The following is a 15709-nucleotide window of genomic DNA, read 5'->3' on the forward strand; positions in this document are numbered from 1 at the left end:
GGGTCATCAGCCGCTCCGCACACCTGGAGGAGCGATGCGTCGTCGTACGGCACCGCTGTTGACTTGTCTGCTGGCAGTTCCGGCGCTGGCTCTGGCGCCGATGTCCGACAGCAAGGTGGGAGACACGCTGAGCCTCACCGGTATCAACTCCGGTGAGAAGCTCGACGTGACCGTCGTGAAGGTCGTCGACCCGGCCCATGGCGGGCAGTTCGATCGCCCGTCCCAGGGGAACCGTTTCGTGTCCGTGCAGTTCAAGCTCAAGAACACGGGTACCGCCGTCTACAAGGACTCGCCGTCCAACGGGGCGACCGTGATCGACAAGGACGGGCAGCGGTTCTCCGCATCGTTGAACAATTCCACGGCCGGTCCGTCGTTCCCGGGGAGTGTCACGATCAGCGCCGGGAAAGCAGCCCTCGGCTTCATGACGTTCGAGGTGCCGACCGCGTCCCGTGTCGTCACGGTCCAGTTCGCCATGAACAGCGGCTTCTCCGACGACGTCGGCGAGTGGCAGGTGCCCTGAGCCCCGTGTCCTACGCCGACGTCATCGGCAGGACGTCCGGTGACAGGGCCGCCGCGCGTGCCGTGGCGGCCGTCATGCGGCGGCGGTGGTGGCGGCGGCACAGGACCTCGTAGCCGACCGCTTCCGCCTGGTTGACGTCGCCGACGACGACCTGGGCGCCCTCGACGACCATCTCGCCGCCTATCGTGCGGGCGTTGTGGGTGGCGCGGGCGCCGCACCAGCACAGGGCCTCCACCTGGAGGACCTCCACGCGGTCGGCGAGTTCCACCAGGCGCTGGGAGCCGGGGAAGAGCTTGGAGCGGAAGTCGGTCGTGATGCCGAAGGCGTAGACGTCGAGACCCAGGTCGTCGACCACGCGCGCGAGTTGGTCGATCTGCACCGGCGCCAGGAACTGTGCCTCGTCGGCGATGACGTAGTCCGCGCGGCCACCCTGGGAGAGGTGGTCGACGACGTACCCGTACAGGTCCTGCTCGTCCTCGACCTCCACCGCGTCGGTGACCAGGCCGAGGCGCGAGGAAAGCTTTCCCTCGCCCGCGCGGTCGTCCCGCGTGAAGATCATCCCCGCCAGGCCGCGCGCCGATCGGTTGTGCTCGATCTGGAGCGCCAGGGTCGACTTCCCGCAGTCCATCGTTCCGGAGAAGAACACCAGCTCGGGCATGGGGAGTTGAGCACCTTTCGGCGGAGAGGGGGAACGGGAGGAGAGCCAGGGGGACGGAGGGACCTCAGGAGCGTACTTCGAGCAGGGGGACCAACTGCTCGGCAGGGGTCATCGAACCGTGGTTGCCGACCATCGCCGACTCCTTCGGCTCCCGCTCGGACGCGATGACCAGGACGTCGTCGCGGGCCGCCACGATCACGTCGCCGAGACGGTCGTGGACGCGCTCGTCGACCGTCGGGCCGAACCAGCCCGCCGCGATCGCCTCGTCCCGCGAGGCGACCCAGAACTGCTCGCCGAGCACCTCGCGCCAGCAGGTCAGTACGTCGTTCTCGGCGCCCCGCACCGCGTAGACGTGGCGGGCGCGGCCCTCGCCGCCGAGGAGGGCGACGCCGGCGCGCAGCTCCCAGTCCGCGTCGAAGTCGATGCGGTGCTCCTCGTCGAAGGGCACGTCGATCATGCCGTGGTCGGCGGTGACGTACAGCGCGCTGCGCGGCGGCAGTTGCTCCGCGAGGCGCTGGACGAGCCGGTCGACGTACATGAGTTGACCGCGCCAGGTGTCGGAGGCGACGCCGTAGCGATGCCCGGCGCCGTCGAGTTCGGCATAGTACGTGTACACCAACGAGCGGTCCCCGGCGGCCAGTTGCTCGGCCGCGAGGTCCATGCGCTCCTCGCCGGTCAGCCGCCCGTGGAACGTCCCGCCACTGAGCGCGACCTTCGTCAGCGGGGTGTTCTGGAAGGTGGGCGAGGACACCTGCGCGGCGTGCACGCCCGCGTCGTGGGCCAGTTGGAAGATCGTGGGGTACGGCTGCCAGACCCCCGGCTTCGTCCACGGCTGCCAGCGCAGCTGGTTCATCAGCGCGCCGGTGTCCGGGTTGCGCACGGTGTAGCCGGGCAGGCCGTGCGCGCCGGGCGGCAGGCCGGTGCCGACGGAGGCGAGGGAGGTCGCGGTGGTCGCCGGGTAGCCGGCCGTGAGCGGACGTCCGGTGCCGCCGCGCGAGCTGGCGAGGAGCGCGTGCAGGTAGGGCGCCTCGTCGGCGTGGTCCTTGATCTGCTCCCAGCCGAGACCGTCGATCAGGAAGACGCAGTTGCGGTCGGCCGGGGTCAGCTCCGGGATCGCCGCGGTCGTGCCGGGTACGCCCATGCCCGCGGCCAGCGTGGGCAGCAGGTCGGCGAGGGAGCCGGAGCCGTACTCGGGGACGGGCGCGGATGCGACGGCGAGGGGCTCGGGGTGTTCCCAGGTTGTGGGGTGGGACATCAGCGGGTGACGTCCGCGGTCGCCTCGGAGAGGGACTGCGCGAAGGCGAGGGTCTGCTGCACCGTCTCCGGGCCGTCGCCGGCCTCGCTGACGCGCAGGCTCAGGTCGTCCGCCGTGGAGTTGCCCGTGTAGCCGTGGTCGGCCTCGCAGTTGGGGTCGCCGCAGGCGGCCGGCTCCAGGTCGATCCGGGCGACGGCGCCCCAGCCGATGGTCAGCACGACCTCGCGGGGCAGCGTGCCCGGCGTGTACGACTCCGGGTTGGCGACCACGCGGCTGAGCACCACGGACGAGATCCGGCCGAGCTTCACGGACTCTGTGGACGTCGTGGCGTACGGCGTCGGGGAGGTGCTGTCGGCGGACTGCTCGTCGGTGTGGCTGACGATGAAGCGGTTGCCGGTGAGGACGAGCACGGTCACGTGCCGGCGCACCTCGTTCTGGTCGAACGTGGTCTCCTGGTGGACCAGGAACGACCGGATCGGCTCGCCGCCCACGGCGGCCTCCACCGCCTCGGCCACGAGGGCCGGGTAGTAGCCGCTGCGCTCGATCGCCGCACGCAGCCCCTGGGTCGTCGTACTGGTCTTGGCCATGACGTCCATCCTACGGTGGCGCACTGACTGCGAGGCACCGTCGAGCACCGTCTCGTCACAGCCGTCTCAGTACACGGGACCGGTACGAGGGACACGGGATCAGTGCGGAGGAAGCGGCCGTCAGTACACGGGAAGCGTCCTCGGGCCGAGGTCGTCGCGGACGGGCGGCGGGGCCAGGCGGACGGAGGCGCCGAGCACGCTCAGGCCGTGCGCGGCCACGACGACGGGCTCCAGGGTCACGGCGACGACCTCGGGGTGATCGTCGACCAGCCGCGACACCCGCAGGAGCAGCTCCTCCAGGGCAGGCGTGTCGACCGGCGTGGAGCCACGCCAGCCGAACAGGAGCGGCGCCGTCCGGATCGACCGGATCAGCGAGCCGGCCTCCCGGTCCGTGACCGGAATCAGCCGGTGCGCGGTGTCCCCGAGCAGCTGCGAGGCGGCTCCGGCGAGCCCGAACGACAGCACGGCCCCCGCCGCCGGGTCGATGACGGCCCGTACGACGGTGTCGACCCCGCGCGGCGCCATCCGCTGCACCACCGGCCGCAGTTCCTCCGGCTTCCCGAACAACTCGCCCAACTCTGCGTACGCCCGCCGCAGTTGGTCCTCGTCCGCGAGATCCAGTCGTACGCCGCCCAGGTCCGCGCGGTGGCGCAGGTGCGGGGCGGTGGCCTTGAGGGCGACCGGGTAGCCGAGGGTGCGGGCGGCCTCGGCGGCGGCGTCGGGGGTGGGTGCGGGCAGCGCGCGGTGGACGTCGATGCCGTATTTGCCGAGCAGTTCGCACGTCTCGTCGACGCCTAGGGTGAGGCCCTGCCCGCGCGCGAGGAGCCCGCCGATGAGTGCGGCGGACCCCTTCTCGTCGATGTCCTCGAACTCGGGCACCCGGCCGGGGTCGGTGGCCTCGCGTCGCCACTGCGCGTACTTCACGGCTTCGGCGAGGGCGCGGACGGCGCGCTCGGCGGCGGGGAAGGCGGGGATGAGGCCGCCGCCTTCGGGGGCGGGCATCGCGGTGGCGGCCTGCTCCGGTTCCGTGGCGCTCCGTCGGGGTGGTCCCTCCGCGGGGCGGGACCGGTCGGCGGTCCCCTCGGCACCGGGCGCCTTGGAGGCGACCTGTGGCGCTGTGCTCATCGCGGCGGACAACGCTTCGGCCAGCCCGCCGAGTTCGACGTGCACCACCAGCACCGGCTTCCCGGGAACAGCCGCCGCGGCGGACCGCAACGCCTCCGCCAACGCCGCGTCCTCGGCCGGCCCCTCCCCCACCGCGGGTATCGCGGTCACGACCACCGCGTCGCACGAGTCGTCGGCCAACGCCCCCGACAGCGCCCGATGGAAGTCCACCGCCGTCGCCGCCGTGGTCAGGTCCAGCGGAGCGAGCGGCCGCAACCCCTCGGAGAGGCAGGCGTCGTAGGTCAGCAGCCCGAGCGACTCGGAGTTCCCGACGATCGCCACGCGCGGACCGCCGGGCAGCGGCTGGCGCGCGAGCAGCAGTCCCGTGTCGACGAGTTCGGTGATCGTCTCGACGCGGATGACTCCGGCCTGGCACAGCAGCGCGGACACGGTCGCGTGCGGCAGGCGCGTCGCCCGTACCGCGTGTCCCTGGGGGGCGGATCCGGCGCCCTGGACCACGACCAGGGGTTTCGCCGCCGCGGTGCGCCGGGCGAGGCGGGTGAACTTGCGGGGGTTGCCGATGGACTCCAGGTACATGAGGGCCACGTCGGTGTCGGGATCGTCGTACCAGTACTGAAGGACGTCGTTTCCGGACACGTCCGCGCGGTTGCCGGACGACACGAACGTGGAGACGCCGGTGACTCCGGTGACCCCGCCGCCGCGCCGGTGCAGCCGGGAGAGCAGGGCGATGCCGATGGCGCCGGACTGCGCGAACAGTCCGATGCGTCCGGGGCGCGGCATCTCGGGCGCGAGGGACGCGTTGAGCCGTACGTCGGCGGCGGTGTTGATGATCCCGAAGGCGTTCGGCCCGATGATGCGCATGCCGTACGTGCGCGCGTGGCGCACGAGTTCGCGCTGGCGCTCGCGTCCCTCGGGGCCGCTCTCGGCGTACCCGGCGGTGACGACGACGAGCCCCTGCACCCCGTGTTCGCCGCACTCGGTGACGACTTCGGGGACGTGCTCGACGGGGACGGCGACGACCGCGAGGTCCACGGGGCCTTCAATGTCGCGCACCGAGCGGTACGCCGGCACCCCGTCGAGGTCCTTCTGCTCCTCGGGGAATGCCTTGTTCACGGCGTACAGGCCGCCGGTGAACCCGGCGTCCCTGATGTTGTCGAGAACGCTGCGGCCCACCCCTCCGGGCGTGCGGCCGACACCGACGACGGCGACCGAGCCGGGCACCAACAGCCGTCGTACGGACCGCGCTTCGGCCCGCTGCTCCCGCGCGCGCTGCACGGCGAGGGACCGGTCGGTGGGTTCGAGGTCAAACTCCAGGCGTACGACGCCGTCCTCGAAGCTGCGCTTCTGGGTGTAGCCGGCGTCTGTGAACACCTTGATCATCTTGTTGTTGGCGGGCAGCACCTCGGCGGCGAAGCGGCGGATGCCGCGCTCGCGGGCGACGGCGGCGATGTGCTCCAGGAGGGCGGAGGCGACGCCCCTCCCCTGGTGCGCGTCCTGCACCAGGAAGGCGACCTCGGCCTCGTCGGCCGGGGCGGAGGCGGCACGCCCGTCGGCACTAATGCGGTCATAGCGTACGGTGGCGATGAACTCGCCGCCTACGGTGGCCGCGAGTCCCACCCGGTCCACAAAGTCGTGGTGCGTGAAGCGGTGGACATCCTTGGCGGACAGGCGAGGATACGGCGCGAAGAAGCGGTAGTACTTCGACTCGTCGGAGACCTGCTCGTAGAAGCTGACCAGGCGCTCGGCGTCGTCGACGGTGATGGGCCTGACGCGCGCGGTACCCCCGTCGCGCAGCACCACGTCGGCTTCCCAGTGGGCGGGGTACTCGTGCCGGTCCGACGAGGTCTGCATGGGCCCCAGCGTACGGCTCGCGTCCGACAACGGCGCGAGGCAGTCTGTGGGAGAAAGCAGCAAGGAGAGGTCGGGCCGAGGCCGCGGTCCGACGACTCGCTCCGGACGGTTCACCGGACCGGTCCGGGGTCGCTTCACGTGTGGGAAACTGGTCTAGACAACCCTGAGACTCTGAAGGGCAGCATCACATGGCTGAGCGCCGCGTCAACGTCGGCTGGGCGGAGGGCCTTCACGCCCGCCCCGCCTCCATCTTCGTCCGGGCCACCACGGCCGCGGGTATCCCCGTGACGATCGCCAAGGCCGACGGCAACCCCGTCAACGCGGCCTCCATGCTCGCGGTCCTGGGCCTGGGCGCCCAGGGCGGCGAGGAGATCGTCCTCGCGTCCGACGCCGAGGGCGCGGACGCGGCCCTCGACCGACTGGCGAAGCTGGTCGCGGAGGGTCTCGAAGAACTCCCCGAGACCGTCTGAGGCACCCCGCAATTGATGGTTGCGGTGCTTTTCGTCCAAAAACGATGCACCACAACCTCGAAGGGCTCGTCCGAATTACCGGGCGAGCCCTTCGCAATTTCCACTCACGGGCAGCATGAATAATCCCCCGCGAATTACTTCTCTTTGTATACGGCGCCCGTGTTAATGCCGCAGGCCCGACATGTTTACGGGAGGTTGCGAAGTCCTCACACGGTCCGCGCCGTTCGTGCCGTTCGCCCCGCCGGGAAAGCGCAGCCGGTGCGCGGTGCCCGCGCGCTCGGTGTGCAGGGCGGTGATCGCTCGCGCACGCTCGCCGTCACCGCGCGCCACGGCGTCCACGATGGCCCCGTGCTCGGCCCAGGACTCCACGGGGTTGGCCGGGGCGTCCACCGCGTACATCCAGGCGATCTTGTGCCGCAGCTGGGTCAGCATCGAGGTCAGCGCTGGGCTCCCGGAGGCCTGTGCCAGCGTCTCGTGGAACCAGCTGCCCAGGGAGCGCAGATCCTCGCTGTTGCCCCTCCTGGCGCGCTCCTGGCCCAGCCTGACGAGGCCGCGCAGCACCTTGAGGTGGGCCTCGGTGCGCCGCTGGGCGGCCCGCGAGGCGCCGAGCGGCTCCAGCAGCATCCGCATCTCCAGCAGGTCGGCCGCCTCCTGCTCGGTCGGTTCCGCGACGCACGCGCCCGCGTGCCGCCGGGTCACCACGAACCCCTCGGCCTCCAGCGTGCGCAGGGCCTCCCGGACGGGGACGCGCGAGACCCCGTACCGGCGCGCGAGGAGTTCCTCCGTGAGCCGGCTGCCGCGCTCGTAGACACCGGCGACGATGTCGTCCCGGATCGCCGTGCATACCGAGTGCGCCGGAATACGCATGTCCGACCTCCGCCTTAATCCCCGTGAAACGTCGACGATTGACGTGTGTTCCGTGACTCTATTGCAATGAGCGGGAATTTCCGATGGCGGGCCGGAATCCATGGATATTTTTTGGACAGGAGGGCTCCGGAAACGCCGAAAGCCCCGGCCGGGCGGGCCAGGGCTTCGGGAAGTGCGGCGCTGTGTCGTCAGACGTTCACGCCGTGCTTGCGGAGGTAGGCGACGGGGTCTACGTCGGAGCCGTACTCGGCGGTCGTGCGGGCCTCGAAGTGGAGGTGCGGTCCGGTGACGTTGCCGGTCGCCCCGGAGAGGCCGATCTGCTCGCCCGGGGTGACCGTCTGGCCGACGGAGACACCGATGGACGACAGGTGGCCGTACATGGTGTACATGCCGTCGGCCATCTTGATCACGACCTGATTGCCGTACGAGCCTCCCCAGCCGGCCTCGACGACGGTGCCGGAGCCGACCGCGTGCACGGAGGTGCCGGTCGAGGCGTGGAAGTCGATGCCGGTGTGGGCACCGGAGGACCAGAGGGAACCGCCGGTCTTGTAGCCGGTGGAGACGTACGAGCCGGTGACCGGTGCGACGAAGGTGTTGAGCCTCTTGCGCTCGGCGGCGCGGGCGGCGCGTACCTCGGCCTCGCGCTCCGCCTTGGCCTGCGCGGCGGCCTTGGCCCGGGCGGTCTCCTTGGCCAGCGTTTCAGCGGCGGCCTGCTGCTGGGCGACGGCCTGGGCGTCGATCTTCTCGGCCACGGAGTCGCCCATGGCGACGACGGGGGTGAGACCGGTCTGTTCGGGGGCGGGCTCCGCGGCGAACGCCGGGGCGCTCGCGAGGGTGCCGACGACGCCGGTGGTGGTGAGGGCCGCGACACTCGCGACACGAACGGTGGTGCGGTGGGTCCGGCTCGGGCGACGGTGCTTCCCGGTGGCGCGGGTGAACGCCATGGAGTGGCTGGTCCTTTCCTTCCTTCTCGCCTACCGGGTTAGCTGACGGGTTCGGAGCAGGAAGGTCTCCTACGGACCCCCTCGCTGTGCGCGCGGGCGTCCGATTCACCCCAGGGACATGGGTCCCCGGCTCCCCTGGCTCGCGCCGTACGGGGACTCGGCGATGACTGTCCGGTGCCACGAGTGCGGCGCGGTGCCTGACGGACAGCCGGACCGACGCTAAGGGGGGCCACTTTCAATCCCCAAACGGATCACGGGTTTTGTTGCACATGCCACAGGGCAGACAGGCAACCTCTCCCCCAATTCGGACATTAGGGGGGCCCTGATGACTCTTCAGTCACCAGGGCCCCCACACGCGCGTGCCGCCGATCGGCTCCCTGCTTGTCGTCTACTCGGCCGGGACGACGGTCACTTCGCCGATACCGAGAGCCTCGACGGGCTCCTTGATCTGCTCCGCGTCGCCGACCAGGATCGTCACCAGACGGTCCACCGGGAAGGCGTTCACGACCGCCGCGGTGGCCTCCACGGTGCCGGTCGCGGCGAGCTGCTGGTACAGCGTCGCCTGGTAGTCGTCGGGCAGGTGCTGCTCGACCTGGTCGGCCAGCGTGCTGGCCACGGCCGCGGCGGTCTCGTACTTGAGCGGCGCCACCCCGACGAGGTTCTGCACGGCGATGTCCCGCTCGGCGTCGGTGAGTCCGCCCTCGGCGAGCTTGCGCAGCACCGTCCACAGGTCGTCCAGCGCGGGACCGGTGTTCGGGGTGTCCACGGAGCCGCTGATGGCGAGCATCGAGGCACCCGTGCCGTCGGGTGCCGAACGCAGCACCTGGCCGAACGCCCGCACACCGTAGGTGTAGCCCTTCTCCTCGCGCAGGACGCGGTCCAGGCGGGAGGTGAGGGTGCCGCCGAGGCAGTACGTGCCGAGCACCTGGGCGGGCCACACGCGGTCGTGCCGGTCGGCGCCGACGCGGCCGATGAGCAGCTGCGTCTGGACTGCGCCGGGACGGTGCACGATCACGACCCGCCCGGTGTCGTCGGCGGTCACCGGCGGCACGGGACGCGACTGCGCGGTGGAGCCCGTCCACGAACCCAGGGTGTCGGCGAGGAGCGCGTCCAGGTCGATGCCGGTGAGGTCGCCGACGACCACGGCGGTGGCCGTCGCGGGACGGACGTGCCGCTCGTAGAAGGCGCGTACGGCCCCGGAGTCGATCTTCTGGACCGTCTCCTCGGTGCCCTGGCGCGGGCGCGACATGCGCGAGGTCGCCGGGAACAGCTCCTTGGAGAGCTCCTTGGCCGCGCGGCGGGACGGGTTGGCCGTCTCGTGCGGGATCTCGTCGAGGCGGTTGCGGACCAGCCGCTCGACCTCGCTGTCCGCGAAGGCGGGCGCCCTCAGCGCGTCCGACAGCAGACCGAGGCCCTTGGCCAGGCGCGAGGCCGGGACCTCCAGGCTCAGGCGCAGCCCGGGGTGGTCGGCGTGCGCGTCGAGGGTGGCGCCGGAGCGCTCCAGCTCGGCGGCGAACTCCTCGGCGGAGTGCTTGTCGGTGCCCTCGGAGAAGGCCCGCGCGGTGATCGTGGCGACACCGTCCAGGCCGGCCGGTTCGGCCTCCAGGGGCGCGTCAAGGAGCACCTCGACGGCGACGACCTGCTGGCCGGGGCGGTGACAGCGCAGCACGGTCAGGCCGTTGCCGAGCGTCCCGCGCTCCGGGGCGGGGAAGGCCCACGGCCTGGCCTCGCCGGCCTGGGGCTGCGGGTGGAATTCCATCGTGGCGAGCTCGGTCACTTGGCCGCCTCCTCGTTCTCGTCGCCGGCCTCTGCTTCGTCATCCTCGGCCGCGATGGGCTCGTACACGAGCACCGCGCGGTTGTCGGGGCGCAGGCGGGCCTTCGCGACCTCCTGCACCTCCTCCGCCGTCACGTCCAGGACGCGCTGTACGGCGGTCAGGGCGAGCTGCGGGTCACCGAACAGGACGGCGTACCGGCACAGTTCGTCGGCGCGGCCCGCGACCGTGCCGAGCCGGTCCAGCCACTCGCGCTCCAACTGGGCCTGGGCGCGCTCCATTTCCTCGGCCGTGGGGCCCTCCTCGGCGAACCGGGCGAGCTCCTCGTCGATGGCGGCCTCGATGACCGGCACCTCGACGTCCCCGGACGTCTTGACGTCCAGCCACCCCAGGGAGGGCGCACCGGCCAGCCGCAGCAGACCGAAGCCGGCCGCGACCGCCGTACGGTCGCGCCGTACGAGGCGGTTGTAGAGGAGCGAGGACTCGCCGCCGCCGAGGATGGTGAGGGCGAGGTCGGCCGCGTCGGACGCGCGCGTGCCGTCGTTCGGCAGGCGGTAGGCGCACATCAGGGCGCGGGCCGGGACCTCTTCCTCGACGACCTCGCGCAGTTGCCCGCCGATCACCTCGGGCAGCGTGCCGTCGCGGGGCTCGGGCTTGCCGTCGTGCGACGCGATGGACCCGAAGTACTTCTCGATCCAGGCGAGCGTCTGCTCGGGGTCGATGTCGCCGACCACGGACAGGACCGCGTTGTTGGGCGCGTAGTAGGTGCGGAAGAACGCGCGCGCGTCCTCCAGGGTGGCCGCGTCCAGGTCCGCCATCGAGCCGATGGGCGTGTGGTGGTAGGGGTGGCCCTCCGGGTAGGCGAGGGCGGTCAGCTTCTCGAACGCCGTCCCGTAGGGCACGTTGTCGTAGCGCTGGCGGCGCTCGTTCTTGACGACGTCCCGCTGGTTCTCCATGGACTCCTCGTCCAGGGCGGCCAGGAGCGAGCCCATGCGGTCCGCCTCCAGCCAGAGCGCGAGCTCCAACTGGTGGGTGGGCATGGTCTCGAAGTAGTTCGTGCGCTCGAAACTGGTGGTGCCGTTGAGCGAACCGCCCGCGCCCTGCACCAGTTCGAAGTGGCCGTTGCCCTTGACCTGTCCCGAGCCCTGGAACATCAGGTGCTCGAAGAGGTGAGCCAGGCCGGTGCGCCCCTTGACCTCGTGGCGGGAACCGACGTCGTACCAGAGGCACACCGCCGCGACCGGGGTCAGGTGGTCCTCGGAGAGGACCACGCGCAGACCGTTGGCCAAGCGGTGTTCGGTCGCTGTCAGACCGCCGGACCCTGCCTCGGCGGTGGCCGTGTGACCCATGGGCATGTACGTCCCTTCGATCGCGGATTATCTGGCTGGAACCGCAGAAATCCTGCTCGTCCCGCCACTGTATGCAAGCGTGCGGACCGTCGGCGAAGTTCCCGGCGGACGTACGCCGAGAGCGAGATCGCGTAGCCTGCGGGCAGTCGCACACGTGGACTCACGCGGCAGCCGCCGGCGACGGACCCGAGCGGGCAACGCCGGGTCCTGGTCCGTGTTGTCAGTGCCGCGGTCCACAATGGTTCACGTCAAGACCCCGTTCACGCTTCAGCAAGAGTGAGCCGAAGGGGAGCGACCCCCAGGCGAGCGACCAGAAAAGAGGAGCCGGCAGCGATGGCCCGCCGCAGCACGAAGACCCCGCCGCCCGACGACTCGTTCGAGGAGCGGATCCTCGACATCGACGTCGTCGACGAGATGCAGGGCTCCTACCTTGAGTACGCGTACTCGGTCATCTACTCCCGAGCCCTGCCGGACGCCCGGGACGGCCTGAAGCCGGTCCACCGACGGATCGTCTACCAGATGGACGAGATGGGCCTGCGCCCCGACCGCGGCTATGTGAAGTGCGCGCGTGTCGTCGGCGAGGTCATGGGCAAGCTGCACCCGCACGGCGACGCGTCGATCTACGACGCCCTGGTGCGCATGGCCCAGCCCTTCTCCATGCGCGTGCCGCTGGCCGACGGCCACGGCAACTTCGGCTCGCTGGGCAACGACGACCCGCCGGCCGCCATGCGGTACACCGAGTGCCGGCCGTCCGAAGCGGCCAACCTGATGACCGAGTCGATCGACGAGGACACGGTCGACTTCACCCCGAACTACGACGGCCAGGAGCAGGAGCCGGTGGCCCTGCCCGCCGCCTTCCCAAACCTCCTGGTGAACGGCTCGTCGGGCATCGCCGTCGGCATGGCCACCAACATGCCGCCGCACAACCTGGGCGAAGTCATCGCGGCCGCCCGGCACTTGATCCGCTATCCGAACGCGGACCTGGACAGCCTGATGCGGCACGTCCCCGGCCCCGACCTGCCGACGGGCGGCCGGATCGTCGGCCTCACCGGCATCCGGGACGCGTACGAGACCGGCCGCGGCACGTTCAAGATCCGCGCCACGGTCGCCGTGGACAACGTGACGGCACGCCGCAAGGGCATCATCGTCACCGAACTGCCCTTCTCCGTAGGCCCCGAGAAGGTGATCGCCAAGATCAAGGACCTGGTCGGCGCGAAGAAGCTGCAGGGCATCGCCGACGTCAAGGACCTCACCGACCGCGCGCACGGCCTGCGTCTGGTCATCGAGATCAAGAACGGCTTCGTACCGGAAGCGGTCCTGGAGCAGCTCTACAAGCTGACGCCGATGGAGGAGTCCTTCGGCATCAACAACGTGGCGCTGGTCGACGGCCAGCCCCTCACGCTCGGCCTCAAGGAACTCCTGGAGGTCTATCTCGACCACCGCTTCAACGTCGTACGGCGACGCAGCGAGTTCCGCCGCACCAAGCGGCGCGACCGCCTCCACCTGGTGGAGGGTCTGCTCACCGCGCTCATCGACATCGATGAGGTCATCCGGATCATCCGCTCCAGCGACAACTCGGCGCAGGCGAAGCAGAGCCTGATGGAGCGCTTCTCGCTGTCGGACATCCAGACGCAGTACATCCTGGACACGCCGCTGCGCCGGCTCACCCGGTTCGACCGGATCGAGCTGGAGTCGGAGATGGAGCGACTCCGGGCGGAGATCGCGGAGTTGACCCGCATCCTGGAGTCGGACACCGAGCTGCGCAAGCTGGTCTCGACCGAACTGGCCGCGGTGGCGAAGAAGTTCGGCACCGACCGGCGCACGGTCCTGCTGGAGTCGGCGGGCGCCCCCACCGCCACGGTGCCGCTCCAGGTGGCCGACGACCCGTGCCGGGTGCTGCTCTCGTCGACAGGTCTGCTGGCCCGTACGGCGAACGGCGAGCCCTTCCCGGAGGACGCCGAGGCCCGGCGCACCAAGCACGACGTGATCGTCTCGGCGGTCCCGGCGACGGCCCGCGGCGAGCTCGGCGCGGTCACCTCGGCCGGCCGCCTCCTCCGGATCAACGTCGTCGACCTCCCGCAGCTCCCGGAGACGGCCGCAGCGCCGAACCTCTCCGGCGGCGCGCCGATCTCGGAGTTCGTCTCCCTGGACGAGGGCGAGACGGTCATCTGCCTCACCACCCTCGACGAATCCTCCCCGGGCCTGGCCATCGGCACGGAGCAGGGCGTCGTCAAGCGCGTGGTCCCCGACTACCCCACGAACAAGGAGGAGTTGGAGGTCATCACGCTCAAGGACGGCGACCGGATCGTCGGCGCGATCGAGCTGCGCACCGGCGAGGAGGACCTGGTCTTCATCACGGACGACGCCCAACTCCTGCGCTACCAGGCCTCCCAGGTCCGCCCCCAGGGCCGCCCGGCCGGCGGCATGGCGGGCATCAAGCTCACCGACGGCGCGAAGGTCATCTCCTTCACCGCCGTCGACCCCGCCGTGGACGCCGCGGTGTTCACGATCGCGGGCTCACGCGGCACCTTGGACGACTCGGTCCAGACGACGGCGAAGCTGACCCCGTTCGACCAGTACCCCCGCAAGGGCCGCGCCACCGGCGGCGTCCGCTGCCAGCGCTTCCTGAGGGGCGAGGACTGCCTCTCCCTGGCCTGGGCGGGCGCCGTACCGGCGAAGGCGGCACAACGGGACGGCACCCCTGCGGAACTCCCCGAAATGGACCCGCGACGGGACGGCTCGGGCGTGTCGCTGGCGAAGACGGTGTCGGTGGTGGCGGGGCCGGTGTAGCGCCGGCCGTCAGTAGTCCAGTTCAGGACCGGGGTCTACGTCCGGTTCCGGTTCCGGATCCGGGTCCAACTCCGGCTCGGATTCGGGTACTTGACGGTACGCAGTCTCCTGATCCGCCTCTTGTACGTAACGGAGGACGCCCCACATGCCGCGCTCGTCGGCGTGCGGGGCGTCGCCGTCTCTGCACGCCTCCAACTCCTTGCCGAGGGCGGGCATGTCGAGTCCGGCACCGATGAGCACGAGCTGGGTCAGCCGGGTGTCGCCACTGCCCCAGGCCTCTGGATAGAACCGCAGGAATCGCCCAACGGCGTGCACGGCGTACCGATTACGCGAATCGTGGGCGCCGAAGTCGACGTACCCCTTGATGCGGTAGAGCCCCTCGGGCCGGCTGTCCAGGAACGCCATCAACCCGCGCGGATCCATGGGCGTGTCGGAGACGAAGGAGAGGCTGTCGTAGGCGGTGTGCAGGTGGTCGGCGTGTGCGTCGCCGCCCTGGTCGTCACCGGGGTGCTCGTGCAGGTCGTCGAAGGTCAACTGCCCGACGCGCTCCTCGTTCGGCCGGCAGTCGAAGAGGAACTCGGGGTCGATACGGCCGTACGTCGCGGGTACGACGGCGGCACGGTCAGTGAGGGAACGGACGAGCCCGAGCACGCGCGGGGCGTCGACCGCCCGGTCGAGCTTGTTGACGACGACGAGATCGGCGAGGGAGAGATGCCGGTCGATCTCGGGGTGCTTCGCGCGCGTGTCGTCGAACTCGACGGCGTCGACGACCTCGACGAGCCCGCCGTAGACGATCCCCGGGTGCTCGCTGGCGAGCAACATGCGCACCAGTTCCTCCGGTTCGGCGAGCCCGCTGGCCTCGATGACGATGACGTCGATACCGGCTGAGGGCCGGGCGAGCCGCTCCAGATAGACGTCGAGCTCACTGGCGTCCACGGCACAGCACAGGCACCCGTTGCCGAGCGACACGGTCGCGTCACCGAGCGCCCCGGCCACGGCCAGCGCGTCGATCTCGATCGCCCCGAAGTCATTGACGATGGCACCGATACGGCTGCCTCCGCTGCGGTGCAGGAGGTGGTTGAGGAGGGTCGTCTTGCCGGAGCCGAGGAATCCGGCGAGGACGAGGACGGGGATCTGGTGGGGGGTTGGCGTCGGGGGTGGATCCGTTGCCGGGGGTGCGGCCGGTGTTGGTACCGGGGCGGGGGCCGAGGCCGGTGCCGGGGCGGGGGCCGAGGCCGGTGCCGAGGCGGGGGCCGAGGCCGGTGCCGAGGCGGGGGCGGGGGCGGATGCGGGAACCGAGGTTGGGGTGGGAACCGAGGTTGGGTGTGAGCTCGGAACCGACGCCGGATCCGTGCGCGGGTTCAGATCCGGGCTCTGGCTCTGGCTCGCGCTCGGGCCTGGGCTCGGGGTCCGACTCGGGCCTGGGCTCGGGCTTGCGCTCAGGCTCTGCCTCGGGCTCGCGCTCGAGTTCTGCTGGCTCAACGTGCGACCTCTTTCACGCCGACGCGTGCACCGGCTC

12 protein-coding genes and 1 riboswitch are annotated in these 15709 nt (G+C 70.9%); of the genes, 3 read left to right on the plus strand and 9 right to left on the minus strand.

Annotation, left to right across the window (positions count from 1 at the left end; genetic code table 11):
* The first annotated feature begins 34 nt into the window (after window positions 1–34).
* On the plus strand, window positions 35–520 hold the full coding sequence (locus OG714_RS14720) for a DUF4352 domain-containing protein (RefSeq protein WP_406121230.1): 486 nt from the start codon (window positions 35–37) through the stop codon (window positions 518–520).
* A 10-nt stretch (window positions 521–530) separates the two neighbouring features.
* Here the strand turns inward: OG714_RS14720 and OG714_RS14725 are convergent, their stop codons facing one another.
* The 4 genes from OG714_RS14725 to OG714_RS14740 form a co-directional block, all read right to left on the minus strand.
* Window positions 531–1178 (minus strand): thymidine kinase, encoded by a 648-nt coding sequence (locus OG714_RS14725; RefSeq protein WP_384166136.1) that lies wholly within the window; start codon window positions 1176–1178, stop codon window positions 531–533.
* Window positions 1179–1242: 64 nt separating this feature from the next.
* Window positions 1243–2433, minus strand: coding sequence for an alkaline phosphatase family protein (locus OG714_RS14730; protein ID WP_406121232.1), 1191 nt, complete (start codon window positions 2431–2433; stop codon window positions 1243–1245).
* A complete protein-coding gene (locus OG714_RS14735; RefSeq protein WP_406131822.1) occupies window positions 2433–3029 on the minus strand; it encodes a DUF5998 family protein in 597 nt (198 codons plus the stop codon). Before OG714_RS14735 ends, OG714_RS14730 begins: the two co-directional genes overlap by 1 nt.
* Before the next feature lie 111 nt (window positions 3030–3140).
* On the minus strand, window positions 3141–5996 hold the full coding sequence (locus OG714_RS14740) for a GNAT family N-acetyltransferase (protein ID WP_406121234.1): 2856 nt from the start codon (window positions 5994–5996) through the stop codon (window positions 3141–3143).
* Between the two features lie 188 nt (window positions 5997–6184).
* On the opposite strand from OG714_RS14740, the gene OG714_RS14745 reads away from it, so the two are divergent.
* A complete protein-coding gene (locus OG714_RS14745) occupies window positions 6185–6466 on the plus strand; it encodes an HPr family phosphocarrier protein (protein ID WP_019072943.1) in 282 nt (93 codons plus the stop codon).
* Window positions 6467–6628: 162 nt separating this feature from the next.
* On the opposite strand, the gene OG714_RS14750 is transcribed toward OG714_RS14745, so the two are convergent.
* The 4 genes from OG714_RS14750 to OG714_RS14765 form a co-directional block, all read right to left on the minus strand.
* The gene (locus OG714_RS14750; RefSeq protein WP_406121236.1) at window positions 6629–7333 is read right to left on the minus strand and encodes a GntR family transcriptional regulator; all 705 of its coding nucleotides are present in this window, start codon (window positions 7331–7333) and stop codon (window positions 6629–6631) included.
* A gap of 188 nt (window positions 7334–7521) precedes the next feature.
* Window positions 7522–8277: a M23 family metallopeptidase gene (locus OG714_RS14755; RefSeq protein ID WP_406121238.1), complete on the minus strand. Its 756-nt coding sequence runs from the start codon at window positions 8275–8277 to the stop codon at window positions 7522–7524.
* Window positions 8278–8290: 13 nt separating this feature from the next.
* Window positions 8291–8450, minus strand: a riboswitch (cyclic di-AMP (ydaO/yuaA leader).
* A 215-nt stretch (window positions 8451–8665) separates the two neighbouring features.
* The gene (locus tag OG714_RS14760) at window positions 8666–10054 is read right to left on the minus strand and encodes a M16 family metallopeptidase (protein ID WP_406121240.1); all 1389 of its coding nucleotides are present in this window, start codon (window positions 10052–10054) and stop codon (window positions 8666–8668) included.
* A complete protein-coding gene (locus OG714_RS14765; protein ID WP_406121242.1) occupies window positions 10051–11406 on the minus strand; it encodes a M16 family metallopeptidase in 1356 nt (451 codons plus the stop codon). Before OG714_RS14765 ends, OG714_RS14760 begins: the two co-directional genes overlap by 4 nt.
* A 327-nt stretch (window positions 11407–11733) precedes the next feature.
* Here OG714_RS14765 and OG714_RS14770 point away from each other — a divergent pair, with 327 nt between their 5' ends.
* Window positions 11734–14190 (plus strand): DNA topoisomerase (ATP-hydrolyzing) subunit A, encoded by a 2457-nt coding sequence (locus OG714_RS14770; RefSeq protein WP_406121244.1) that lies wholly within the window; start codon window positions 11734–11736, stop codon window positions 14188–14190.
* A gap of 9 nt (window positions 14191–14199) precedes the next feature.
* Here the strand turns inward: OG714_RS14770 and OG714_RS14775 are convergent, their stop codons facing one another.
* Window positions 14200–15324 (minus strand): GTP-binding protein, encoded by a 1125-nt coding sequence (locus OG714_RS14775; protein ID WP_406131823.1) that lies wholly within the window; start codon window positions 15322–15324, stop codon window positions 14200–14202.
* Window positions 15325–15709 lie beyond the last annotated feature (385 nt).

It is taken from the genome of Streptomyces sp. NBC_00989 (assembly GCF_045162655.1).
Taxonomy (GTDB): Bacteria; Actinomycetota; Actinomycetes; order Streptomycetales; family Streptomycetaceae; genus Streptomyces.

Coding starts and splice junctions, on each gene's coding strand:
- OG714_RS14720 (WP_406121230.1), top strand. CDS start 35: ATGCGTCGTCGTACGGCACCGCTGTTGACTTGTCTGCTGGCAGTTCCG.
- OG714_RS14725 (WP_384166136.1), bottom strand. CDS start 1,178: ATGCCCGAGCTGGTGTTCTTCTCCGGAACGATGGACTGCGGGAAGTCG.
- OG714_RS14730 (WP_406121232.1), bottom strand. CDS start 2,433: ATGTCCCACCCCACAACCTGGGAACACCCCGAGCCCCTCGCCGTCGCA.
- OG714_RS14735 (WP_406131822.1), bottom strand. CDS start 3,029: ATGGACGTCATGGCCAAGACCAGTACGACGACCCAGGGGCTGCGTGCG.
- OG714_RS14740 (WP_406121234.1), bottom strand. CDS start 5,996: ATGCAGACCTCGTCGGACCGGCACGAGTACCCCGCCCACTGGGAAGCC.
- OG714_RS14745 (WP_019072943.1), top strand. CDS start 6,185: ATGGCTGAGCGCCGCGTCAACGTCGGCTGGGCGGAGGGCCTTCACGCC.
- OG714_RS14750 (WP_406121236.1), bottom strand. CDS start 7,333: ATGCGTATTCCGGCGCACTCGGTATGCACGGCGATCCGGGACGACATC.
- OG714_RS14755 (WP_406121238.1), bottom strand. CDS start 8,277: ATGGCGTTCACCCGCGCCACCGGGAAGCACCGTCGCCCGAGCCGGACC.
- OG714_RS14765 (WP_406121242.1), bottom strand. CDS start 11,406: ATGCCCATGGGTCACACGGCCACCGCCGAGGCAGGGTCCGGCGGTCTG.
- OG714_RS14770 (WP_406121244.1), top strand. CDS start 11,734: ATGGCCCGCCGCAGCACGAAGACCCCGCCGCCCGACGACTCGTTCGAG.